Origin of the sequence: Streptacidiphilus sp. P02-A3a (assembly GCF_014084105.1) — a bacterium.
Taxonomy (GTDB): Bacteria; Actinomycetota; Actinomycetes; order Streptomycetales; family Streptomycetaceae; genus Streptacidiphilus.
This window is the reverse complement of the sequence record NZ_CP048289.1, coordinates 469,548-492,778: the sequence shown is the minus strand read 5'-3', so window position 1 is coordinate 492,778 and position 23,231 is coordinate 469,548. Positions and strand designations below refer to the sequence as shown.

Sequence of the window (23,231 nt, the reverse complement as noted above, 5' to 3'; positions counted from 1 at the left end):
TATTCACGTGCGCGGACGGCCACCCGGTTCCCGGACCGCTACTCCTGCGGGTACGCCGAGAGCTCGATCTCGCGGGAGGTGTCCCAGGGCAGCTCCAGGCCGCTGTAGTGCAGGATCCGGTCGATCACCCCGGCCGTGAAGCCCCACACCAGGCGGTCCTCGACCAGGAACGCCGGGCCCCGGAAGCCGCTGGGGTGCCGCAGCCGGGCCCGTCGCTCGGGCGAGGTCAGCTCGGCGACCGGTACCCGGAACACCGCCGCGACCTCGGCCGGATCCCCGGGCCGGACCGGGCTCGGCTCCCGCCACCAGCCGAGGACCGGGGTGACCACGAAGTCACTGACCGGGATGTAGAGGTCCGGCAGCACGCCGAAGACCTGCACGCCGGTCGGGTCAAGACCGGTCTCCTCCTGGGCCTCCCGCAGGGCGGCGTGCACCGGACCGGCGCCGTGCGGATCGCCGTCCTCCGGGTCGAGCGCCCCGCCGGGGAAGGAGGGCTGGCCCGCGTGCGAGCGCAGCGACCGGGCGCGCTCGATCAGCAGCAGGTCGGGGCCCTGCGGCCCCTCGCCGAAGAGCACCAGCACGGCGGAGCGGCGACCGCCCTCGGCGGGCGGCAGGAAGCGGCTGAGCTGATGCGGCTGCACCCGCTCGGCGGCGTCCCGGACCGGGTGCAGCCACGCGGGCAGGCCGTCCCTGACGACGCCCGGCGCCGTCGTCATCGGCCGGCCCCGGCCGGGGCGGGCTGCCCCGGGTAGTCGGCCGGGGGCTTGAGCCGCTGGCCGGGCTGGCCGCCCTTCTCGTACTTCAGCAGCTTCTCGGCCTTCACCGGGTCGGTCTCCCCCTCCCCGTAGGCGGGGCACAGCTCGGCGATCGGGCAGGCCCCGCAGGCGGGCTTGCGGGAGTGGCAGATCCGCCGCCCGTGGAAGACCACCCGGTGCGAGAGCATGGTCCACTCGCTCTTCGGGAAGAGCGCCGCGACGTCCTGCTCGACCTTCACCGGGTCGTCCGACCCGCTCCAGCCGAAGCGCCGCGCGAGCCGCCCGAAGTGCGTGTCCACCGTGATCCCGGGCACGCCGAAGGGTTCTCCCGTTTTAGGATCACTAGCGTTGCCCAGGACGACGTTGGCCGTCTTGCGGCCGACGCCGGGGAGGGTGACCAGCTGCTCCAGAGTCTTGGGGACCTCTCCGCCGAAGTTGTCTCGCAGGCCGACGGACAGGCCGAGCAGGGACTTCGCCTTGGCCCGGAAGAAGCCGGTCGGACGGATCAGCTCCTCCAGCTCCTCGGGATTCGCCGCCGCCAGGCCCTCGGGCGTGGGGTACTTCGCGAACAGCGCCGGAGTCGTCTGGTTCACCCGCAGGTCGGTCGTCTGAGCTGAGAGCACCGTCGCCACCAGCAGCTCGAACGGGTTCCTGAAGTCCAGCTCTGGATGCGCGTACGGATACACCTCGGCCAGCGCCCGGTTGATCTTCCGCGCCTGCCGCACGAGGCCGGTGTGCGTCGCCGGCACCTTCGCCTTCTTGAACCCCGGCCCACCTGTGACCGCAGTCCCACCACTCTTCGCCATACCGATCAGCCTACGGCGCGGCACCGACACCGGACCGCAGATCCGCCGGGCCCACACCAGGCCCTGACCGGGCACGGCCCCTCCATAGCACTGGACCGGGAGCGAAATACTTGAGAGGGGCGCAGCCCCTGAAAATTCCTACCGTCGGTGCTACTATTTACGGCATGAGTACACACGCACAGGTGCCCGTACCCGAGAGGGCGACCAAGAGATCTATTTCGCTGGCCACCTCGCTCGTGGACGAGGTGGAGGAGCGCACCGGAAAGACGGGCTTCTCTGCCGTCATCGCCGAGGCCCTCGAACAGTGGCTCGCCATGGCCAAGCTCCGCGAGGTGGTGGCCGCCGACCGCCGCGAGTTCGGCACCGTCTCCGACGAGGCCCTGCGCCGGGCGGAGGAGGAATGGTCAGCAAGCGCCTGAAGACTCGGGTCCAGCACGGTGGAACCCTGGTACTGGATGCGCAGGGGCTGTCGTTGCACGCGGACGGCGACGAGGGGATGCGCGCCCGGATCGAGGTCGCCGAGCAGAACGGCAGTCGCGTGGTCTACTCCGCAGTCACCCCGCTGGAAGTCCGGCGAACCGGGAAGGCGGCCGACCGCCTCTCGTATCTGCTGTCACGATTCGAGAAGAAGCAGGTCACCGACGAAGTCGTCGCCACTGCCCGGCACCTGTTGGACGCTGCGGGCCTGGACGGTCACGAATGCCTCGTCGATGCCTTGGTCGTGGCGACAGCGGCGCTGGCGACACCACCCGTTCTTCTGGTCACCTCCGACAAGTCCCACGTCCCCGCCCTGTGCAAGGCCGTCGAGACGCTTCCGGGATCACCGAAGGTCAAACCAGTCATGGTCTGACCACCGCTGCAAACGAATCACTTCGCCGACCGCGCAAGCATCAATGGCGCACCGTCATGCCCTGGAACCCCGAAGGGTTCTCCCGTTTTAGGATCACTAGCGTTGCCCAGGACGACGTTGGCCGTCTTGCGGCCGACGCCGGGGAGCGTAACCAGCTGCTCCAGAGTCTTGGGGACCTCTCCGCCGAAGTTGTCTCGCAGGCCGACGGACAGGCCGAGCAGGGACTTCGCCTTGGCCCGGAAGAAGCCGGTCGGACGGATCAGCTCCTCCAGCTCCTCGGGATTCGCCGCCGCCAGGCCCTCGGGCGTGGGGTACTTCGCGAACAGCGCCGGAGTCGTCTGGTTCACCCGCAGGTCCGTTGTCTGCGCGGACAGCACGGTCGCCACCAGCAGCTCGAACGGGTTCCGGAAGTCCAGCTCCGGATGCGCGTACGGATACACCTCCGCCAGCGCCCGATTGATCTTCCGCGCCTGCCGCACCAACCCGGTGTGCGTCTCCGGCACCTTCGCCTTCTTGAACCCCGGCCCACCCGTGACCGCGATCCCGTCAATCTTCGCCATGCCGATCAGCCTACGGCTCGGCAGCGACACCGGACCGCAGATCTGTGGGCGCACTACCCACCCTGCGGGATCTTCCAGCGTCCAGTGCTGCTCCTGAATGCACAGCCCCTGCAAAGAAAAAAGCGGCCGGATACGGCACATCTCTGGCGGGGTTCATTCAACGGGATCCCCCCCGAGGTGGCCAAGGGTCCACATCTCACCGCCCGCCGGGGAGCGATTCAGCTCTCCTGCAGGCCCGCCACAGCCGGGGATCGCAGAGCGCAGGACCTATCAGTTTTGGCCATGTCCATGCAGTCCGCTGATGGAGCGGGCCCATCATGGAATCCTGGCTTCGGGGTTCCATCGCCCGCCCTGAACTCGGGCGGGCATCGCGTACGGGGGGTGCGGCATGCCGGACGACAGGTACTTCGTTGGCGGACACTGGCGGCGTAAGCCTGGTCAGCCCACGGTCTCCTCCAAGACCCGGCCGATGTTCTGGGTGGCTGTGGCTGCCGTGGTACTCCTGCTCTCTTGGCTGGGTGCCTTCGACACGCACAGTTCCTCAAGTTCACCTCCCGGCACGTCCGCCACGACCGGAGCCACTGCGGCCGTCCCGACGACGAAGCCATAATGTGAACGGTGGCTGCCCTTCGGTTCCGGACTGCCACCGAGGAGGCGGTCGGGTGTCTTCACCTTTGGGGGCCGCTGTCTCTGGCGGCTGCAACCTCGACCAGGATGCTCGCCAGCCCTCCTGCTGGTCGGCGGGCATGCCGCAGGCTTCCAGGAACCTGGCGACACGTTCCCACCTCCTCGGCGGGTCAGATCCGTTCAGAAGCACGCTCACCGTGCCGGCAGTGACGGGCGGGGTCATCCTGCGACCGATCTCAGCCAGTGTCATGCCGGTGAGCGCCCGTACCTCCGCCAAACCGCGGGCGAAATCGCGGCCATCTGTCAGCTGTGCCGCATCCGGCCACGGTACGGGCGCGCCGTCCGAGCGGGAGCCTGACGGCATCGCCGCCGGCCGGTACGCGGCATTCGCCCCGATGAACAACTGCCCTGCGGTGTTCCGGTTCCGCCTCTGAGGCTCGGGGCGGTCCTTCGCTCGCATCGCGCGCCGCAGTTGCTGGTAGACCGCCTCAAGGTCAAGCCAACGAGGTCCGCCCGCGATGCCATGGCGGAGGATGTCCAGCAGTTCGCCGGTCATCGCGGTGAAGGTCTCGCCGGGGAGGGCGAGCGCTGTGACGTTCTCGGCGGCGGCGGTCAGCACGAAGGTGCCTTCGACCTCGGCTTCCTCCAGCACTGCGGGCGTGCCAGGAGCACTCATCGCGCCGAGGGCTCGGCCGCTGTAGCAGCAGTCGAGGATGATCAGACGGCGTTGGGCGCAGCCGTCGAGGAAGTGCCGCCTCAGCAGTTCGTACTGGATGCCCGTATCGGTTCGACCATTCCGGACCCCGGGTAAGCCCAGGTAGAGGCGACCATCAGGACCGATGAGCCCATGGCCGGCGAAGTAGACGAGTAGAGCGTCCTCAGCCTGGTCAGCGGCCAGGTGTACAGCATCCAGGACATCGGTCTGCGTCGCCGGCTCTCTGATGACAGTGCAATGCTGATCCGCCAGCGACCACCCGCTCGGGCTCGTCAGTACTGCCGAGAGGGCCTCCAGGTTGTTCGCCACTCCGGGCAATCCGGGCAGGTTCTCATACCCGCTCACACCGATCAGAACGGCTCGCGAGCGCATCGATTCCGGCCTACTCACCCCTGCTGACCCGGCTCTGCCACTTCGACGGCCTCCAAGGCGGCGATGGCTGCTTGCAGTTCGCTCGCGGAGTTTCCGGTCAAGGTGATCTCCACATCACCGCGGCGAACCTTCACCTGCGGCTCCCTCGGCCGCGTCTGACGCCAACCCACAACGGACATCACGAAAGCCGCAGCACTCCATCCGTTCCCAGTGATCACCTGGATGGCTTCCAGCGCACCGCCCATCTGCCCAGGTGACGGCTCTGCCTCAGCCAGAGAGATGCGCGCTGATCGACGCACGGACGGCGTCTCCCGCAACCAATCCGCAAGAGCACGGAGCTCTCCCTCCCGGCCAACAGTCTCCAGGTCGACCAACAGGTCCATCTACGCCCCTAACGCCCCGGCCTCCGACAGTGGTATGCCCCGCTGCATCGTTCCCATCACCACGCCATAACTCACCCCGAGGCACCAACATGGCTGAAAGGGAAGGGCTTCAGACCGGCAGGGTCACCCCCACATAGCCGAGCTTCGAGCAAGCATCATGGCTCGGAGAACCGAAGGGTTCTCCCGTTTTAGGATCACGTGCATTGCCAAGGACGACGTTGGCTGTCTTGCGTCCCACGCCAGGGAGCGTGACCAGCTGCTCCAGGGTCTTGGGGACCTCGCCACCGAAGTTGTCCCGCAGGCCGGCGGACAGGCCCAGCAGCGACTTGGCCTTGGCCCGGAAGAACCCGGTCGGCCGGATCAGCTCCTCCAACTCCTCGGGGTTCGCCGCCGCCAGGGCCTCGGGCGTCGGGTACTTCGCGAACAGCGCCGGAGTCGTCTGGTTCACCCGCAGGTCGGTCGTCTGCGCCGACAGCACCGTCGCCACCAGCAGCTCGAACGGGTTCCGGAAGTCCAGCTCCGGATGCGCGTACGGATACACCTCCGCCAACGCCCGATTGATCTTCCGCGCCTGCCGCACCAGCCCAGTGTGCGTCGCTGGCACCTTCGCCTTCTTGAACCCCGGCCGCGCCCCCACAGCCTCACCCACGCCACTCTTCGCCATACCGGCCAGCCTACGGCTCACCACCGACACCGGACCGCAGATCCGCCGGGCCCGAGCGCCGTAACCGGCGGACCGGCGGACCGGCAGCACGGAAGCGGTTCACGGCAGAGGGGAGGGTCTCGACCTGCACCTCGCCCTCGCCGGGACTGTCAGAGGCCTGTCCTAGAGTCCTGGACGTGACGACTCTCATGATCGATGCCGGTCCGGTTGCGCCTACTGCTCTGGTGACGCGGACCGGTGGAGTGCCTCTGGCGCCGGCCGGCGCCCCATGGCCCTGCTGCGCTTCGTGCAGTGCCCCGATGCAGTTCCTCGCCCAGGTGGTCCTGGACGATCTCGGGGATGAGGTTCAGGGCCGGGGAGTCCTCGCCCTGTTCGCATGCCAGAACGACCCGGGCATGTGCAGTGACTGGGAGCCGGATGCCGGAGGGAACCGCGCCCTGCTCTTGCCGGTGGAAGGTCTTGAGCCGATGGCCCAACCCGAAGACGGTGTCGATGAGGCAGTACTGCTGCTTGGTTCCGTTCGGGCGGTCAGCCTGGTCCATGAGGATGAGCCCGACTACGACCAGGCCGGTGAAGAATGGGCGGCGAGAAACGAGCGCCCCGCATCGACCGTGCTCGGCCAACTCGGAGGAACCCCGGCCTGGATCCAGGACGACGAGACCCCCTCCTGTCCGTCCTGCACGTCTCCCATGCCGCTGATCGCCCAGCTTGAGGAGGGTCCCGATCACAGCACTGCCATGAACTTCGGCAGCGGCGGCGCCTATGCGTTCGCCTGTGAACCGTGTGGCACCGCAACGTTCCTGTGGCAGTGCTGAGCCGGGCTCCTGGGACCAGGGCTCGTTGCGGCTTCAGCCGCGCGCCCACTCGTCGCGCGGTCGTATCGTCGCGAGAATTTCTTGCGCCCTGTCGCGGACTCCGGTGTCGTCGTCCGTTGCAAGATCGCTTAGCTGTTTGATCAGCCGGTCCGCTCCTTCGGTCGACATCCACTCGGGGTTGCACTCCAGGGCGTCCCACAGCTGATCTGCGGTCCAGGTCTCGACAGCCTGGCTGCTGGCAAGCAGCACGCAGCGCAGACCGGCGGTGTCCTTCCGTGCGAGCAGGGCCTTGGCCGTCTGCTGGGTGACCGCGGAATCCCTACGATCCAGCAGGAGACGGTGGAGAACGTCAGCGACTTCGTCGATCTTGACCGATGTCGCGAGCTTCCGCCCGGTCTCGGCCCGGACGGACCAGTCCGCCGAGTCGGCATCCTGAACGGCAGCGCTGAGTTCTTGACCGTCGGGAGGCCCCATGCCCCGAGCTTGCCATTGCTGCCCCAGTTAGCCAAGGTCGGTGTTGTTATGTGAGCGAGCACGAGTACGGCCGTTGACCTTGGAAATCCTGTCCGGCCCTGCACCCAGGTCTCGTCCGTCGTGGGACATGCGTCCCGAGCGTTCGTGTCTACGAAGCGTTCCAGAGCGCACCGTGACGGTGGCGAGCCACAAGGATGTCCGCGTCGTCCAGGTCGTGGCCTGCGCGGTGCAGTCCGCGGATCCGCTGGACGTCGAGTCGGCCCTGGAGGCGAGCGCGAGCTTCAGACGTGGCAATCTCCGCGGGGAACGAGCCGCCCTTGCAGTGGAGCGCACAAGTCGCCCTGAAACACAGCTACTTTCGGAGAAATGACCAGGTCGTACCTCTGGGTTCGGTCGATGAGCGACTGCACCTGCAGCATGTCGTTCCATCAGGTTGTTAGGCAGTCGGAGCGGGGTGGGGAAGCGCAGGGCAGATGCCATGTCTGACAGATCACAGCCCGCATCGGCGGGGAGCAGATATGGCGCCAGTACGGCGTGGACGGGTCACCCCCGCGTCGGCGGGGAGCAGGTCCACGGACGCTGGCGCGACCTCTAAGCCGACGGATCACCCCCGCGTCGGCGGGGAGCACGAGGCCAGGGGTTACGGCGCGTCAGCCTGCGGCGGATCACCGCCGCCTACGCTGCCGCGTTGTGCTCCCCGCCAACGCGGGGGTGATCCGCCGTCGCTCCCGCTCCTCCAACAGCCCCATCACCGACGGCACCCGACACCTCCACCGAAGAGGCAGACGCCCGACACCGAGGGACTGAGCGGATCACCCCCGCGTTGGCGGGGAGCACGCAGCTGCGACCCCTATTCCGATCGCGACGGCGCGCTCATTCGCTGCTGGCCCCGGCACCGGCTCGGGACGCTTTGCCAGGACCTGCCCGACCGTCTCACGGGCGATCACGAACCGCTCCCAGGCCGCCTCCGCCTCCGCCTCCGACAGCTCGGCCTGAAGGACCTCCACCCGCTGCCGGGCCGCGCACGCAACACGTCATCCCTGCCGCCGAAGCACCGACTCCATGCCTGACCAGCGGAAACTCAGCGACCACCTTCGGAAAGATAACAACTTCTGAACCCTTCCAGCGTCTGCGTACCGGGCGTATCAATCGCATCAAGCCTGGTGACCTGCAGGGCCAGTCCCAGGTCCGCTGTTCTGCGGTGTTCAAGTCGTGGAGGAGGTAGACGAGTTGTTGGCTAGCGGTTGCGTCCGGGCCGTGGACGGGGTGCAGTTCAGTGAGCACGCCAGTTCGTCCTCGTAGAATCGGACGGCCTCGTTGATGCGCGCGGCCAAGTCATCGCACGGCACCGTGGGGTGCAACTGCAGCAGCGGAGGCTCGACGGATTCGGCGATCGCGGCGGCGAGCCGCTCGGCCGGTTCTACACGGGCGGGCGCCCTCCGGCGAAGAAGGATTTGACCGAACGGACGACCACATCTCCGATCTGCCGCTGGGCCTCGGCCGTCGCCGCACCGATGTGGGGTGTAGCGACCACGTTGTCCAGCCTCAGCAGCTCGGACTCCTTTCCCTCATTGGCGAAGACGTCCAGCGCGGCCCCAGCGATCGTGCCGTCCAGAAGTGCCCCGGCTAGATCGACCTCGTCCACGACACCGCCCCGGGATACGTTTACCAGGAAGGCGTGCCTCTTCATCTGCTCCAACTCCCGTCGCGTGATCAGGAGCCGGGTCGAGGCGGTCAACGGCACCGCAAGCACCACGATGTCGCTCTGCCTCAGCAGGGTTGGGAGGTCGACGAGCGCGACGTCCCGCGCGCGGAGCTCCCGTCGGCGCGGCGGGTCGGGTCGGGAAACGGTGGCCAGCACGCGCATCGAGAGGCCCTGGGCGAGCGTGCCGATGGCGGAGCCGACATGGCCGAAGCCGACGACTCCCAGGGTGGCGCCGCTCAGTTGGGTGCCGAGAAGCCCCTGCTGGTCCCAGTTCCCGCCGCGCAGACGCCGATCAGCCAGTGCGATCCTCCGCACCAGGGCCAACATGAGCCCCAGGGTGAACTCCGCCACTGCCCGTGCCGACTCGCCCGGGACGTGGACGACGTGGACTCCCGCCTGCCGGGCCGCAACCAGGTCGATGTGGTCCACCCCGGCTGCGGCGCAGGCCACCAGCCTCAGTCGGCCGGCCGAGGCGAAGACCGTCTCGGGCAGCAGGGTGCCCCGGCGGAGCACGATCCCGTCGACCTCCCTGAGGAGTCCCGGGAGCACGGCTTCGGGGGGTTCCAGCCGCACCAGCACGTCGCAGAAGAGTCGGAGTCGGCGGGTGGCGTCGGCGTCGATGGGGTCGACCAGGAGGATCCTCGGTCTGGTCGGAAGCGGCCCGAGCAGCAGTGTCAATGGCCCGCCGTCCGGCTCATGGGCAGCGACGCGGGGACCTCCGCGCCCTCGTGGCGCACCAGCGGCACATACGCGTCCGCCACGCGGGCGACGAGCGGGCCCACTGAACGGCCGACATGCCAGTACTCGGGGTCCACTAGGCGCCAGCGCAGCATCGCGTTGACCATCACCGGATCGAAAGGCACCCAGACCCCGTCCACCTCGATCTCAGCCCAATGGTGGACGTTGGCGAAAGGCGGCGCGAGCATGAGGCCGAATGACTGGCGGGACCTCAGCCCCCGTTCCCTCGCCCGGTCTGCAAGAAGCGCTGCTGCGCCGAGGCAGTCGGTCATGCCGGTCATCGTGATGAATGCGGCATCACCCTGCAGGGACGGGGGGATCCGCATGAGTTCCAGGCTACCGACCTCCTCGAGGAGGTCGGCGATCAGCTCCGGTGCGGGAGGCAGTTCGCCGCAGGCCGGTACCTTCACGCCGTACTTGAGGCTGCCCTCATCGGTGTGTAGCCGGACGTCGTCGGAAGCGTGACCCGGAAGGGCCAGCGTCCAGGAGCAAGCCTGGCCGTGGCCCGGAATGGGACAGGTGGCCTGGTACTCCAGGTCGTGCCCGCTCGTCGCCAGGAGTGCGTTCCTGAAGGCCGCCGCCCAGGTTCGCTGCGCCACCCGGGCCATCGAGCCGACCCCCAGATGGAGGGAGACATTGAACAGGTCGTGGCGGTCGAAGTAGACCTCGTCGCGCCGTCGACGGGAAGGGCCTCCGTCCGTCACCAGGGCCTCCAGCAGTGCCAACGGCATGCCGAAGCGGCGGTTGGCCTCGCGCGTGGAGATGGAGAAGCGCCGGGCCCGGTCCGGGATCAGCAAGAGTTTCGGCAGCACCCTCGCCAGATCGAACTCCGACGTGTCAGAGCCTGCTGGTGTGCGCTTCTCAAAGGGGGACACGGGTCTCTCCGGCTTGTCCATGGTACTCGGGGTCCTGGTGTGTGGCGAGGGTCAGCGCCTGGTAGTCCACCTTGCCTGCGGACGTCCTGGGCAGGGCGGCCAGATCCTGCAGGCGCACATAGGCCGTTGATATCCCGAAGGCGTCGCAGGCCCTCCGCACTTCCGCCTGGAGGGATGGGGAGTCAGGGCCTGTGTGGAAGAGCGTTATCACTCCGCCGAGCTCGACGGCCGCGGCGCCGTACTGCGCTGTTAGCGCATCTTGGAACTCGTCGAGGCTGACGCGCCGACTGGCGATCTTGCACACGCGCTTCAGCCGCCCGGTCAAGTACAGGCGTCCGTCACGGATGGAGCCGAGGTCGCCGGTGCGCAGCGTGCCCCGCAACGAGTCGCCGGTGGCCAGGTCGCCCCTTCCGGTCGCGTATCCCATCATCACGTTGGGGCCCTCGTACACCACCTCGCCGTCGGCTCCGCCGATACTCCCGGCCTCGCTCGGATCGATCCGCAGTCGTCCCCCGGGCACGGCGGTCCCGACCGAGCCGATGTACTCGGGCTCGGCCACGGTATCCAGGCACGAGATCCGCGCGGTCGCCTCGGTCTGCCCGTACATGACGACGAACCGTGCCCCGTTCTCCTGAGCGAGGCCGGAGTAGCGACGCACCAATTCGACGGGCATCGGCCCGCCGGCCTGCGTCGCCGTGCGGAGCAGTTGGGGCCAGGACCGGCTGAGCGTACGCAGAAGCGCGCTGTAGGCCAGCGGTACTCCGGCGAACGTCGTGGCCCCGCAGCTGCTGAAGGTGCGCCAGAAGTTCCTGCTAGTGGGGGAATCGGCGGCGAGTACGATCGAGGCCCCGGAGAACAGGTGGCTGTTGAGTACCGACAGGCCGTAACTGTAATGCAAGGGCAACGAGGTGATCGCCCGATCGGCGGGGGTGATCCCCAAGCTCTCGCTGATGGACTTGGCGTTGCTCATCAGGTTGGCGTACGACAGGCGCACCCCCTGCGGCTCGCCGATGCTGCCGGACGTCAGCAGGACCAGCGCGAGGTCGTCGTGTATTGCCGGGTGTTCCCGCGGGGCCCCGCCCCACACCGACAGCGCGCCCTCGTCGAAGAGGTGCCGGTATCCCCGGGGCGGATCCGTCCTGCTTGGGGAGTGGGCTTGCGCCACCTTGACCAGCAGGTCCGGCTGGAACGTCCGAGCCAGCCGGTCCTGCTGTCCCCGGTCGAGATCGGGGGCAGCGAACAGGACCGCGTGGCCTGCTTCGAGCACGGCGAGGTAGGCGGCGACGAGGTCGACGCAGGTGCAACCGCTGAGCAGCACCAGTGCTTTGCCCGAGGCCCTGCTCAGATGGGCGCGCAACCGAGGTATGGAGCCGCGGAGTTCCCGGTGGCTGAGCACCGAGCCGTCCGGTCGGACTATTGAGGGGTCCTTGGGACCGTAGGTCAGCAAGGTGGTGCCTTTCGCCGGAGGACACACCAGGCGGGCCGGGGCTAACGCCCGTCCGGCTCCGGTGACGGAGGGGCATCGGATCCCGTCTGCAGTTCCACCAGCAGGGCTATGGTGCGCGGGGTCGCCGCCTGGAAGACGGCCTCCAGCGGGATCGGGACTCCGAACTGCTTGTGCAGGCGTGAACTCAGGAGGACCGCTGCGGACGAGTCGCCGCCGATGTCGAGGAAGTCGTCGTCGACACCAACCTGCGTGGTGCCTGTGATCAGGCAGAACTGCTCGCAGACGGCTGCCTCGACGGGTGTGCTGGGGGCCTGGTAGACGGAGACATAGCCCTCCGGCAGGCTGTCTGCGCGCGCCGCGAGGTCGACGACGGAGACCGCCCCGGCGGCGTCTCTGGGTAGCTCGTCGAACAGGGCGACCACCCGTGGGGCCAGACGCTCCCCCAACTCCTCCCAGAGGTAGTTGCGGATCTCCACCGCACTGGCGAACGACTCGGGGACGACGGCGATCGCAGAGGTCCGCTCTACATCGGGCATGGTGAACAACTCGATGTCGGTGACATCGGAATGGCTGATGGCCGTCGCTCTGATCAGCGCCAACTCGTCGGCAGTCACGGTCATGTGAATTCCCTCACTCGGTGATGTGTCGTGTCGTCAGAAGAGGAAAGGCAGCTGCTAGATTCGCCAACGCTCCATCTTTCCTGCGGCGGACCGGGGCAGGCTGTCCACGATGTCGATGATGTGCGGCACCTTGTAGGCGGACAGCCGGAGACGGCAGTGGCGCCGGATCTCGGCGGGGGCGAGGACGCGGCCGGGCTCCGCAACGACGCGGGCCCGTGGCGTGCTGCCCAGGGTCGGATGCTCCTCGCCGGTGACCATGACGTCCTTGACGCCGGGGAGCTCCAGAATGGTCTGCTCGATCTCCGAGGCGTAGACATTCGAGCCGCCGACCTGCATCGCGTCCGATCTCCGGCCGCTGAGGTAGAGGTAGCCGTCCTCGTCCAGCCGTCCGCGGTCACCGACGGTCAAGAACCCGTTCGGCAGGTGCCCTACGGAGGAGGGACGGTTGGCCGACGCTGTTGCTCCGCGCCCGCGTCGCATGTAGACGATGCCGGTCCGACCGGCCGGCAGGGGCCGACCCTGCTCGTCCATGATCCTTATCTGGGTGAGGAAGCCCTTGCCGACCGTGCCTGGCCGGGTGACCCAGTCTTCGCCGGAGGCGAGGGTCGTCCCGATCTGCTCGGTGGCGCTGTAGGTCTCGAAGATCCTGTCGCCGCCGAGGAGCGCGATCCACTCCTGCTTGGTCACCGCGTCGCACGGAGCTGCGGTGTGCAAGACGCCGCGCACGTGCGCCAGCGTCGAGGGGTCGGGTGTCCCATGGCTCTTCAGCAGCCTCATATGCGAAGGGGTGAGCTGCATCCACTCGACACGCTGCTCGCGGATGACCTCCCAGGTGCGCTCCGCCGTGAACACACCTTGGAGGATGATGGTGTGGGAGTCGAGGATCCCGGCCATCAGGTTGGAGAAGGGTGCCGAGTGGTAGAGCGGCCCGACGATGAGCTGGCGCAGGTCCACCTGCCAGCCGGCCCTGCTGAGCAGCAGCCGGTAGCCGCCCATAGGACCCATCGGCCCGTCGTCGAGCCAGCCGCTGACCAGTTTGGGCAGGCCGGTGGTTCCACCGCCGAGCAGGATGTAGTGGGGACGAGGGGCGGCCGGGGCCGGCGGTGGTTCGACCACAGCGGTGGCCGGCTCCCAGGTCTCCAACCCCTCTCCGGTGGATCGGAGCCGGAAGACCGGTCCCCCGTATCCCTCCCACGCGTTCAGGAGCAGGCGTTCGCGTTCGAGCGCCGGGGAATGAGGGTTCATCGGCACGAAGGGGATGCCCGCGCGGAGCAGGGCGACCACGGCTGTGACGCTGTCGATACTGTTCCGTGCGTCCACGGCCACCAGCGGCCGGGACCCGGGCCGCAGCGCTCCTTTGAATACGGCGGCCAAGCGTGCGGTGGAGTCGGCGAGCTGACTCCAGGAGAGTGAGTCGACCCGGTTCGCCCGAGCCTCGATGACCGCCGGTTGGTGGGGGAGTCGAGCGGCGGTGGCACTTACATGCTGGTCCACGATTTCTCGCGCGCTGACCGAACGGGGCATTGCGGCTGCCTCTCCTTGAGTCAGGCAATGGGTGGGCTGTGTCGCAAGCTGCCAGCAGATCCGTCGGCAGCCCTACCGTCGGATTGACCGAGTAAAGGCGGACATGTGCCCCTGTGCGGATAAAGAGGCGAATCACGGGACGCGGTCCGCCGGGCCCGGAGAACCAGCCCGATGAAGCGTGGGGTCAGCGGACGTGTGTGAACCCATTGGCGGCGGTCGGCCTGAGTTCATGGACGGTGTAGGTCCGCGTCGCATGCTTCACTATTTTGTCCTCGCCGATGGTCCCGTTTCCGAGCAGCACACCCGGGTATATCAGCGAACGCGGGCCAACTAGCGTCCCCGGTCCCAGCATCGCTCCCATGCCGACACGCACCGAATCTCCGAGCACGCCGCCGAAGCGGGCGACGCCGAGCATATGCGCCACTCCATGGGAGTCGTCAATCGAAATCGGCCGCGACGGTCGGCGCATGTCCTCGTCGAAAAGGTGCGTATTGGCGATGACTACCCCGGCGCCGAGATGCGTACCCCTTCCGATGATTGCACTGCACACGGTGACTCTGTGGGTGAGAGTGCTGGATGCTGCCACAATCGACCGGCTGACTTCACAGCCGAATCCGACGACGGCGTCGTCACCGATGATCGACCCGCTCCGGACCGTCGCGAACTCATGGATTTGGGCGCGGGCACCGACGACGACATCGGGCGCGACCACCGCCTGCGGGGAGATATAGCAGTCCGGGGCCCGCCAGCCGCTCGCTTGTTCCGTCTCTCGGCGGTCCATAAAATCGGCCACCTCGACCAGGTCGAATACACCCAGATGAGTCCGCGGCAGCAGTGGTTGGTAGAATTCCTCGGACAAGTCGACATAGGTCGACAGATCTATCATCGCTGCGCCTCATGAAAATTACGCAGTACATTGCCGCAGACGATGAGGTATTCCGCAGTGACTCGATCCAAAGAGAACACCCTGGTGGCCAGCATGCGCGCATTCCTCCCGAATCGGCTCCACTCTTGCGGCGACCAGGCGGCGGCCGCGAGGATCTGTGCGGCGAGGTGGCCGGGCTGCCCGGGGCGGTAGGTCAGACCACTGATGCCGTCCAGGACCGTCTCGCCGGTCGCACCGCTCTCGGCGACAATGGCAGGCCGCCCGTACATGCCTGCCTCGGGCACGACTCTCCCGAAACCCTCGATTGGGGCCCCGTGCAGCAGCACGTCGCCGCGCTTGATCCACTCGTCGGGATTCGGCTGGTACCCGTGCAGCACGATCCGCTGCTCCAGGCCCGCCTGGCGGACCAGGCCCTGGCAAGACTCCAGCTGGGGACCGCCGCCAACCACGTCGAGGGTGATGTCGTCGCGACCGGCGCAGGCCGAGGCGAATTCACGGAGCACGAACTCCACCTGTTTCCAGGACTCCAGCCGGCACAGCGTGAGAAATCTGCGCGGTGCACGCGGGGAGAGCACCGCCGCCGACGGCTCGGCCGAGACCACGCCGTTGTATATCGTCTCCACGGTCGTGCCCGGCGGGACGTGGCGCAGGATCGACTGGGAGCTGGCCCTGCTGATGCCGATCCAGGAGTCGACCACTTTCAGGGCACCCCAGTCGAGTTCCGAGGGGTAGAGCGCGGTGACGTCTGCATCGTCCGGCTGGGCGATGAAGCGCATCTTCTGGTCGTCTATGAAGAGCGCCCGCAGTACGGACACGACTGGAACCGAGAACTGGCTCGCCAGGGCCGCGTCGATCGCGATCGTTCGGTGATTGGAGATGACGACGGTATCTCCTCGGGCTGCTCGGAGTGCCCGCGCGACAGCGGCCCGGAAATCAGGAGCGTTGTCTACCCCGAAGAATTCAACCGACTTCTCCTGATGCGGCTGAGGGCTCCCCTGGTAATGCCACCAAATAATCACGACTTCGAGGCCGAGCCGGGCCATCGAGGCCGCGAGATCCCCGACCGAACGCTCGGCTCCGCCGTTTGACGTCGACATCCAGGTCAGCACGACGCGCCGCAGGGCGCTTGGCCCTGCTGCCATGCTAGACGGGAGATCCACTTCGCTGTGCTGCACCTGAGATTCTTGAATCTGCACGCCGGAAAGAGTGCCTTTCTCAAATTTCTCTTACCTTAAGAGGAGGGGGTTCGTCCGGATCGGATGGGGGTCTCTGATTGCGCCCCCGCCGCCAGGAAATACACCTTACTGGCTTGACGCCATTCGTTCAAGGATTTTCTGATGTCCTAAGTGGTGCGATAGCTTCCTAATGTCCAAAATGGCCTGATCTCGTATGCCCTTGACCTCCTGAAGCGCGGTTGGTTAAAGTCCATACTGGTTTCCGTCGCCCGAAACTCGGAGCCTGGCAGGATCGTGTGGGTGGCAACAGGTTTGCGACCCGTCCGAGCTGGAGAGTCATCCAAATTGCCCCAAAAAAGATGGGGATGAACGTTTAAACTTATTTGGGATCGGCTTTTCCCTCCGGCTTGCGGTATCCGCGGCCCGACCGCCGCAGCCGCCCGCAGTCCCGCAGCCGGAAGAGGGCTTGGTATCTCTAGCGCATGACTGAAGGGAAACAGGTGAAGACCAACTACCAGAATGAGCGCGAACTGGTTGTACAGACCATCGACGATCTCATCCACCACGGCCACCTCGAGTGCAATGGCGGGGCCGTCGCACTGCGTCTCGCGGACGGCAACATGATGATGACGCCGACCGGCGCCGCGGTTCGCCGCTGGCGGACGGAGCCCGAGGATCTGATCGTGATGACGATGCAGGGCGACGTTGTGGAGCGCGGCCAGTACACGTCGGCGGCCTCGACGCTGCAGTGCCTGATGCTACTGAGGGCCTTCCCGGACGCCAATGCCATCGTCCATAGCCACTCGCCCTGGAGCCTGACCTACGCGGCGCTCGGCGTGTCGATCCCGTCGGCCATCACCAGCTTCGACCGTTACGGCGATGTGCCGTGCATCAGGTGTGACGACCAGGAACTGAAGCGGCGGTTCAAGGAGCAGCCCTGGCCGGTGGAAATGCCGGCGGCCATGCTGCCTCGTCCCGAAGTCGCCGCGGTCGGCGAATGGGTGGCGTCCAAGGCGGTGGATGTACTGGCCTCGCGCACAGATGAACTCACAGCGCACGGACTGGCCTTTACTATGTACCGGCACGGGATCGTCGTGTTCGCCAAGTCGCTTGAGCGTGCTGTGCAGGACCTGACCGCGATCGAGGCCAACGCGCGGATCGCGCAGCAGTCGTCAGTCCTCCGCACGGCCATAGCCGATCCCGGTTCCGACAATCCCAGCTGAACCGGCCCTAGTTCGCGTGGCCCCTCTCCTGAGAGATCCGACCTTGGAACAGAACAGCGCCATCGAGGTAACACGCTTCTTCTTCAACCAGTTCGTCGAGGGCAAGGCAGCGGCCTACTCGCCGACCTACGCGGCTCTCGCCGCGCACACGGCCGGGGACGACGACCTCATCGGCATCGCGGCCAAGGCGGCCCCGTGGGGCAGGATCGCTCCGGACCTCTTCCTCGCCGCGGTTCAGTATCTGGTGAGGAGCGAAGGCTATGTCCCACTGCTTCCACTCTTCGACGAAGGGCTGGACGCACCGGGTACCGACGCGCTGGTGGCCCTGTTCGGTGACTTCTGCCGTACTCGCGCGGCTGAACTAGGCGAGCAGGTGGGGTCGACCCGTCTTCAGACCAACGAACCTGGCCGCTGCGCCGCACTGCTGATCGGGCTCCTGGAGGTGGAGCAGCTCTGCAAGGGCCCGATCCACCTCGTCGATCTGGGTGCCAGCGCCGGTCTGCTGCTCGTCCTCGACCTGCTTGAGTACTCCTTCGAGGCGGATGACGGGCGTCGGTCCGTAGTCCGCCCCCGCACGGAGCCCAGGGGGGTACCGGTGCCACCCCTCCCAGTGAAGCTGTGGAACTGGCGGGAACGGGAGATGCCGACCAGCCTGCCGGATATCGGCCAGAAGGTCGGCATCGACCTGACCCCGCTGGACGTAACCCGACCGGAGGACCGGCTCATGCTGGAGAGCTATGTCTGGCCGGAGGAGCGAGACCGCCGCGTGTTCATCCGTTCGGTGGCTGAACTGGCCTCACAGCGCCCGCCGGAGATCCGGAGCGGCGACGCCGCGGACGTGCTGCCCGAGGTGCTGGCATCGCTGCCCGAGGACGGGGTGGTCTGCGTCATCAACTCCCACGCGGTGGGACAGTTCCCAGCCGAGACCGTGCGCGCGGTGGACGCGGTCCTCGCGCCGCAGATTGCCGACGGACGGTGCGTCAAGCTGGCCCTGGAGGGCCGTCCGGGCGGCCCGTTGACGGCACCTCAGCACGGGCCGACCGGCGGGTCGTACGCGCAACTCCGCCTGACCTCTGCCTCCGGCACGGCATCACTGCTGCTCGCAGGCTCGCACGGCGGTTGGATCGAGGGCCTGTGACACCGCGCTCGGGGGTCGGCACGGATGCCGCCGGAGCCGAGAAGCAGCCCGCTAAACGAATGGCAGCGGGGGCCGTCATCCGCGATCACCGGGGATGGATTCTGCTGGTGAAGCCAATATACAAGGAGGGGTGGGAGATCCCCGGCGGTGTCGTAGAGGCGGACGAGTCGCCGCTCATGTGCTGCGCCCGGGAGATCCGGGAGGAGCTGGGAGTCTCGGCCCCGATAGGTGAGTTGATCGCCCTCGACTGGCGGGGCCCATGCCCCGGGAAGGAAGAGATCGTGGTGTTTGTCTTCGACGGGGGCATCCTGCCCGAGGAGGCCGCCGCAGAACTGCGGCTCCCTCCTGACGAACTCAGCACCTGGTGCTTCGTGGCACCCGAAGACCTCGCCCGGTACCTTCCAGGCGGCCTCGCAGTCCGGGTGACCTCCGCCGTCGACCCGTTGTTGGGCGTCTACCTGGAGCAGGGACTGCGGCCGGAGAGGGCGGGTGCCACCGGATGGGTATGACCATGGCCGAGAAGATCCTCGCCCGCCATGCCAGCCGATCCGAGGTCTCTCCCGGCGAGTACCTCTGGTGCGATGTCGACGCTGCCTCTGGGCTGCCGTTGGACGTGTTCGACCGGCTGGGTGTGACCGAACTGCACAATCCCGAGCGCACCTACTATGTGGAGGACCACCTGGCTCCTCCGCCGACCGTGGCACGGGCGAACTTCATGGTCCGCCGCCGTCAGGCAGCCAAGGAGCTGGGGGTACGGAACTACTTCGAGTACGGGCGCCACGGCATCCTGCATCAGGTCTTCGCCGAGAACGGCATGTTCGCGCCCGGGGAGCTAGTCGCGATGCGTGACTCCCACGCGACCAGTGGCGGGGTCTTCAATGCGGCGGTGACCAGTGCCAACGCGGACGCCGCCTTCGCTCACATCTTCGGCATGAACTGGTTCAGGGTACCGCCCAGCATCAAGGTCGTCCTGGAGGGCGACTGGCCGCCATCGCCGGTCGTATTTGGCAAGGATGTCGCGCTTCACCTCGCCGGCCGGTATGGGACCGATGTAGCCCTCTACCGCTCCCTGGAGGTGAGCGGCCCGGCCGTCACGCAGATGAGCCTCAGCAGCCGGTGGACCATCGCCAACATGGGCGTCGAACTGGGTGCCAAGTTCTGCCTCTTCGAGTACGACGAGAAGACAGCGGAGTTCCTCGGCGGCCGGATCGACCGTGAGTTCACGCCCGTCAGCCCGGACGCCGACGCCTCGTACGAGCGCATTCTCACCGTCGATGTGAACTCATTGGAACCGCTGGTCGCCCGCCCGCACGATCCGGGCAATGTGTCCACCATCTCCGAGATCGAGTCCGAGCGCATAAGCGTCGACCAGGCGTTCATCGGGTCGTGCACCAATGGGCGGCTGGAGGACTACGCGATCGCTGCACGGATCTTGCGCGGACGCCGGGTCCACCCGGATGTACGCCTGCTTTGCAGCCCGGCCTCGCAGCACGTGTGGAAGGAGGTGCTGCTGGCCGGGCTGTGGGAGGACTTCGCCGAGGCCGGGGCGAACATCGAGCACTCCACCTGCGGGCCGTGCTTCGGCGGCCACATGGGGGTGATGGGTGACGGAGAGGTGACCATCTCCTCTACCAACCGGAACTTCCAGGGCCGTCAGGGCAGCTCCAAAGCCTTCGTCTACCTGGCGAACCCGGCCGTCGTGGCGGCCTCGGCGGTCGCCGGGTACATCGCGGATCCCCGTAACTTCATGTGAGCAGAGCAGTGAGGACGAGAGTGAGCACACGGCTGCCGCAGGACCGGCAGGACAGTCTGATCAGGGCGGGTCGAGCGTGGTGTTTCGGGGATCACATCAGCACTGATCTGATGATGCCCGGAGCACAGGTGCTGGCGGGGAACGACGAGGGACGCCCAGCCCATCTCTGGTGCTTCGAGGCGGTGCGACCCGGCTGGGCCATGCTGGTCGAGCCGGGCGACCTTATCGTGGCCGGTCGAAACTTCGGCTGTGGGTCCGGGCGGAACGGCGCCCAACTGCTGCGGAAGCTCGGCATCGGCGCGGTGGTCGCCGACTCCGTCTCCCGGGCCTTCTTCCGCAACGCCGTCAACGCGGCGCTCCCGGTGATGGACTGTCCGGGTGTATCGGACCTCGTCTCCGAGGGAGACAGGCTCGTCCTGGACGTCGTCGCCGGGACGGTCGGCAACGAGACCACGGAGCGAACACTGCGCAGCGAGCCGATGCCACTCGACAGTCCACCGATGCAGATACTTTTGGCTGGCGGTTTTGACCCGTTCGTCGCACTCGTCCGGGCTGGCTTCGACCCGCGCGCCGGGCGGACGGTTCCCGACACGAAGGATGAATACCATGACTGAGCAGGCCCTTTCCCCTGCCGGGGGTGCCGAGCGTCCAGTGTTCCTGATCGGCCCCCAGCGCAGCGGGTCGACCCTGCTGCGAGAGCTGGTGGGTGGTCATCCACAGGTCTGCCTGCCACGCCATACAGAAATCGACATCGCCGCCCGGCTGATGGCCGTGGCTGGCTCGGAGCGCTGGCCGCAACTGGAACCCTACCGGCGCCAGTTGCTCCGGTCGCGACGCTACCTCCAGCACGGCAATGTGTTCCCCGAGGAACTGGACTTCCCCGACACGGTCCGATCCTTCATAGACCAGTCAATGCGCCGTGACGCCGACGCGCGGGTGGTCGGGGCGACTGTCCACCAGGACTTCGACCAACTACCAAGGCTGTGGCCGAAGGCGCGCTACGTCTACCTGAACCGCGACCCGCGTGCCGTCGTCAACTCGGCGATGCAGCGGGGATGGGCGGCGAACGCCTGGTGCGCCGCCGAACAGTGGATGCTGTGCCTACGCCAGCGCGAGCGGCTCGCGACGCTCATCGATCCCGTTGACCTCCTGGTCATCCGCTACGAGGACCTCGTCGTCGACCCCGTCGGCACGGTCGGCAGAATCCTCGGCTTTGCCGGAGCGGAAGGAGAGTTGGCCGAGCCCGTGACGACGTACCCGGAACGTGCCGACGCGTGGCGCTCCACCATGAGCCCACTCGACATCTCGCTGGTCGAGCGCCGACTGGGGCCCGCCCTGGCAGTGGAAGGCTACCGGCCCGCGACCGAGCCGCGACCGGACCTCCGCCTCCGCGGGGCGCTGCTGCGCCTCGACGACCAAGTGGGCCGGCTGCGCCTGCGTCTGGAGCGCGACGGAGTCCCGCTGACTGCGGCGACGACAGTGACCCGCCAGCTGCGCCTCACCTCGGAGCAGAACCTGCTGGACCGCGTCGACACCCGCCGCCGCCGCTACGGGGAGGACCGCCACCGGAGGTCGTCACAGTCCCTGGTGACCCGGGGGGCCATCCCCCGTCTGCTGGGGCTCACCATCGCGGCCGGTGAACCCGGCCCTTCCTCCTGACCGCCGACGACACCTCCCTGCCCGGAACAACCGCTCTCTGGGGTTTCCATGACCGCTCCTCCCGACTCGGCCTCCGCGCCCGTCTCCCTCGCACAGGAGGCCCGACTCCTGGCGGACCCGAGCAGGGTTCGTCAGGCCAACCTGAGCCTGACCTTCACCCTGCTCGGCCTCGTCGACGAGGCGTCGTTCCAAGCCGCCGTCGGTGCGTTGATCGAGGCCCATCCCGCGCTGCGCACAAATTTCTACCAGGAGGACAGTGAGTGGCGGCAGCGCGTGCTGCCCTGCACCCCCGAGCTCTGCGACAGCGGGGTGTCCGTCAGCACAGAGACCAGCGGCACCAACGACGCGCTGACCACGTCCCGGACCGAAGAGCTCGTCAAGTCCTTTGTCGCACCACCGTTCGACATCGGCGCCGGAAAGCCGCTCATCCGCGCGCTGCTGCTGCGCACCGCCCAGGACCAGCACAAGGTGGTGCTGGTCGTGGACCACCTGGCGGCAGACGAGTGGTCCATGCGGGTGGTCGCCAGGCACTTCTTCCAGAGCTACCAGGCAGCTGCCAGGGGCGACTCCCCGGCGCTGCCCGCGACGAGCGAACCCGCAGCCATGGCCGCAGCGGAGCGCAGAAGCCTCATGGATGGCACCTTCGCCCGGGAGCTGTCCGAGTTGGCCGCCCTCCTCTCCGGCGTCAGCCCCTACGGCCACCTCGACCTGCCGGTCGCCGCCCCGCTCAGCGACTTCCCGGTGGGCCGGACCCGCGTCACGACCCTGCCGGTCGAACGGAAAAACCTGCGCCTGCTCAGGCGCGCCAGCGGCACCCGGCTCACCGACCTGATGCTGGTCTCCGCCCTGTTCGCCGCCGTGGTGCGACTTGAACTCCCCACCGACGCTGTGCCTGTGATCAGCCACACGGCCAACCGCCAGGATCCCGACCTGGAGAACGTCGTCGGATGGCTCTCCAACACCGTCGTCGTCCCGCTTGCGGTGCATCCGGACGACAGCCTGCTCGACGTCCTGTCACATGGTCACACGTCCTGGCTCGACGCGATCAGGCTCGCGCGCGTGCCGGGGCGGCTCGTCCGCCAGTCACTGTCACCCGAGGGGTTGGACGGGCGGGTCCACGCGCCCAGCATCCTGGTTCGGCACCAGGAGTCCGCGACCAGGGAGTGGGATCTAGACGGCGTCACGGTGGTGAATGACGCCAACCTGCGGAAGGAGCCGGAACTGGGCGGGGTCGGTCCACGCGGCCGCCTGGAGGTCCGCGTCGTCAGTAGCTCCGGCGAGGTCGACGTCCAAGTCGTTTACGAGGAGGGGCGCTTCCCCGAGGCCATGATGGAACGCATCACCACGCGGTTCGGCCGACTGCTGCTCAACGCGACGGACATCTCCACCCGTCCGGTCCGGGGCCTCGCATCGCCGCTGCCGCGCCTGTCCGGAGGAGGGGAGCAGTGACCGGAACCGCCAGCCCTG

General features: G+C 67.5%; 22 protein-coding genes and 2 pseudogenes. 10 read left to right on the top strand and 14 right to left on the bottom strand.

Features of this window, described 5'->3' with window-relative positions:
• Positions 1–38 precede the first annotated feature (38 nt).
• Both GXP74_RS02300 and nth (GXP74_RS02295) read right to left on the bottom strand, forming a co-directional pair.
• Positions 39–716, bottom strand: a complete 678-nt coding sequence (locus GXP74_RS02300; RefSeq protein ID WP_182449735.1) for a CoA pyrophosphatase — start codon at positions 714–716, stop codon at positions 39–41.
• The gene (gene nth / locus GXP74_RS02295; RefSeq protein WP_182449734.1) at positions 713–1,561 is read right to left on the bottom strand and encodes an endonuclease III; all 849 of its coding nucleotides are present in this window, start codon (positions 1,559–1,561) and stop codon (positions 713–715) included. Before nth (GXP74_RS02295) ends, GXP74_RS02300 begins: the two co-directional genes overlap by 4 nt.
• A gap of 164 nt (positions 1,562–1,725) precedes the next feature.
• On the opposite strand from nth (GXP74_RS02295), the gene GXP74_RS02290 reads away from it, so the two are divergent.
• Entirely contained in the window at positions 1,726–1,980 is a 255-nt protein-coding gene (locus GXP74_RS02290; RefSeq protein ID WP_182449733.1) for a hypothetical protein, read from the top strand.
• Complete coding sequence (locus tag GXP74_RS02285) at positions 1,962–2,411, top strand: hypothetical protein (RefSeq protein ID WP_182449732.1); 450 nt, start codon at positions 1,962–1,964, stop codon at positions 2,409–2,411. Before GXP74_RS02290 ends, GXP74_RS02285 begins: the two co-directional genes overlap by 19 nt.
• A gap of 59 nt (positions 2,412–2,470) precedes the next feature.
• On the opposite strand, the pseudogene nth (GXP74_RS02280) reads toward GXP74_RS02285, so the two are convergent.
• The 4 genes and pseudogenes from nth (GXP74_RS02280) to nth (GXP74_RS02265) form a co-directional block, all read right to left on the bottom strand.
• A pseudogene (nth, locus tag GXP74_RS02280) lies at positions 2,471–2,971 on the bottom strand (endonuclease III); the annotation flags it as partial.
• 547 nt (positions 2,972–3,518) lie between these two features.
• On the bottom strand, positions 3,519–4,685 hold the full coding sequence (locus GXP74_RS02275) for a caspase family protein (RefSeq protein WP_182449731.1): 1,167 nt from the start codon (positions 4,683–4,685) through the stop codon (positions 3,519–3,521).
• A gap of 14 nt (positions 4,686–4,699) precedes the next feature.
• Positions 4,700–5,068 carry a hypothetical protein gene (locus tag GXP74_RS02270; protein ID WP_182449730.1) on the bottom strand — a complete coding sequence of 123 codons (369 nt, stop codon included), beginning with the start codon at positions 5,066–5,068 and terminating at the stop codon, positions 4,700–4,702.
• A gap of 199 nt (positions 5,069–5,267) precedes the next feature.
• Positions 5,268–5,732: pseudogene (gene nth / locus GXP74_RS02265) on the bottom strand (endonuclease III); the annotation flags it as partial.
• 188 nt (positions 5,733–5,920) lie between these two features.
• On the opposite strand from nth (GXP74_RS02265), the gene GXP74_RS02260 reads away from it, so the two are divergent.
• Entirely contained in the window at positions 5,921–6,547 is a 627-nt protein-coding gene (locus GXP74_RS02260) for a DUF1963 domain-containing protein (RefSeq protein ID WP_182456100.1), read from the top strand.
• 33 nt (positions 6,548–6,580) lie between these two features.
• On the opposite strand, the gene GXP74_RS02255 is transcribed toward GXP74_RS02260, so the two are convergent.
• The 8 genes from GXP74_RS02255 to GXP74_RS02220 form a co-directional block, all read right to left on the bottom strand.
• The gene (locus GXP74_RS02255) at positions 6,581–7,021 is read right to left on the bottom strand and encodes a hypothetical protein (protein WP_225447665.1); all 441 of its coding nucleotides are present in this window, start codon (positions 7,019–7,021) and stop codon (positions 6,581–6,583) included.
• Positions 7,022–8,441: 1,420 nt separating this feature from the next.
• The gene (locus tag GXP74_RS02250) at positions 8,442–9,404 is read right to left on the bottom strand and encodes a 2-hydroxyacid dehydrogenase (protein WP_225447664.1); all 963 of its coding nucleotides are present in this window, start codon (positions 9,402–9,404) and stop codon (positions 8,442–8,444) included.
• Positions 9,401–10,360 carry a transglutaminase domain-containing protein gene (locus GXP74_RS02245; protein ID WP_182449729.1) on the bottom strand — a complete coding sequence of 320 codons (960 nt, stop codon included), beginning with the start codon at positions 10,358–10,360 and terminating at the stop codon, positions 9,401–9,403. Before GXP74_RS02245 ends, GXP74_RS02250 begins: the two co-directional genes overlap by 4 nt.
• Positions 10,326–11,813: an AMP-binding protein gene (locus GXP74_RS02240; protein ID WP_225447663.1), complete on the bottom strand. Its 1,488-nt coding sequence runs from the start codon at positions 11,811–11,813 to the stop codon at positions 10,326–10,328. Before GXP74_RS02240 ends, GXP74_RS02245 begins: the two co-directional genes overlap by 35 nt.
• Before the next feature lie 14 nt (positions 11,814–11,827).
• Positions 11,828–12,406, bottom strand: a complete 579-nt coding sequence (locus GXP74_RS02235; RefSeq protein WP_182449727.1) for a phosphopantetheine-binding protein — start codon at positions 12,404–12,406, stop codon at positions 11,828–11,830.
• 54 nt (positions 12,407–12,460) lie between these two features.
• A complete protein-coding gene (locus tag GXP74_RS02230; protein ID WP_182449726.1) occupies positions 12,461–13,930 on the bottom strand; it encodes a class I adenylate-forming enzyme family protein in 1,470 nt (489 codons plus the stop codon).
• 184 nt (positions 13,931–14,114) lie between these two features.
• A complete protein-coding gene (locus tag GXP74_RS02225) occupies positions 14,115–14,816 on the bottom strand; it encodes a hypothetical protein (RefSeq protein ID WP_182449725.1) in 702 nt (233 codons plus the stop codon).
• Complete coding sequence (locus GXP74_RS02220) at positions 14,813–16,012, bottom strand: glycosyltransferase family 4 protein (protein WP_182449724.1); 1,200 nt, start codon at positions 16,010–16,012, stop codon at positions 14,813–14,815. The genes GXP74_RS02225 and GXP74_RS02220 overlap by 4 nt, the downstream gene beginning before the upstream one ends.
• A gap of 479 nt (positions 16,013–16,491) precedes the next feature.
• Here GXP74_RS02220 and GXP74_RS02215 point away from each other — a divergent pair, with 479 nt between their 5' ends.
• The 7 genes from GXP74_RS02215 to GXP74_RS02185 are packed head-to-tail and all read left to right on the top strand — an operon-like array spanning position 16,492 to position 23,213.
• Positions 16,492–17,214, top strand: coding sequence for a class II aldolase/adducin family protein (locus GXP74_RS02215; protein WP_182449723.1), 723 nt, complete (start codon positions 16,492–16,494; stop codon positions 17,212–17,214).
• 43 nt (positions 17,215–17,257) lie between these two features.
• Positions 17,258–18,352, top strand: coding sequence for a DUF2332 domain-containing protein (locus tag GXP74_RS02210; RefSeq protein ID WP_182449722.1), 1,095 nt, complete (start codon positions 17,258–17,260; stop codon positions 18,350–18,352).
• A 59-nt stretch (positions 18,353–18,411) separates the two neighbouring features.
• Entirely contained in the window at positions 18,412–18,861 is a 450-nt protein-coding gene (locus tag GXP74_RS02205; RefSeq protein ID WP_182449721.1) for an NUDIX hydrolase, read from the top strand.
• A complete protein-coding gene (locus GXP74_RS02200) occupies positions 18,852–20,105 on the top strand; it encodes an aconitase/3-isopropylmalate dehydratase large subunit family protein (protein WP_182449720.1) in 1,254 nt (417 codons plus the stop codon). Before GXP74_RS02205 ends, GXP74_RS02200 begins: the two co-directional genes overlap by 10 nt.
• A gap of 20 nt (positions 20,106–20,125) precedes the next feature.
• Complete coding sequence (locus tag GXP74_RS02195) at positions 20,126–20,719, top strand: 3-isopropylmalate dehydratase (protein ID WP_182449719.1); 594 nt, start codon at positions 20,126–20,128, stop codon at positions 20,717–20,719.
• Positions 20,712–21,764: a sulfotransferase gene (locus GXP74_RS02190; RefSeq protein WP_182449718.1), complete on the top strand. Its 1,053-nt coding sequence runs from the start codon at positions 20,712–20,714 to the stop codon at positions 21,762–21,764. Before GXP74_RS02195 ends, GXP74_RS02190 begins: the two co-directional genes overlap by 8 nt.
• Before the next feature lie 48 nt (positions 21,765–21,812).
• Positions 21,813–23,213: a condensation domain-containing protein gene (locus tag GXP74_RS02185; protein WP_182449717.1), complete on the top strand. Its 1,401-nt coding sequence runs from the start codon at positions 21,813–21,815 to the stop codon at positions 23,211–23,213.
• Positions 23,214–23,231: the final 18 nt, after the last annotated feature.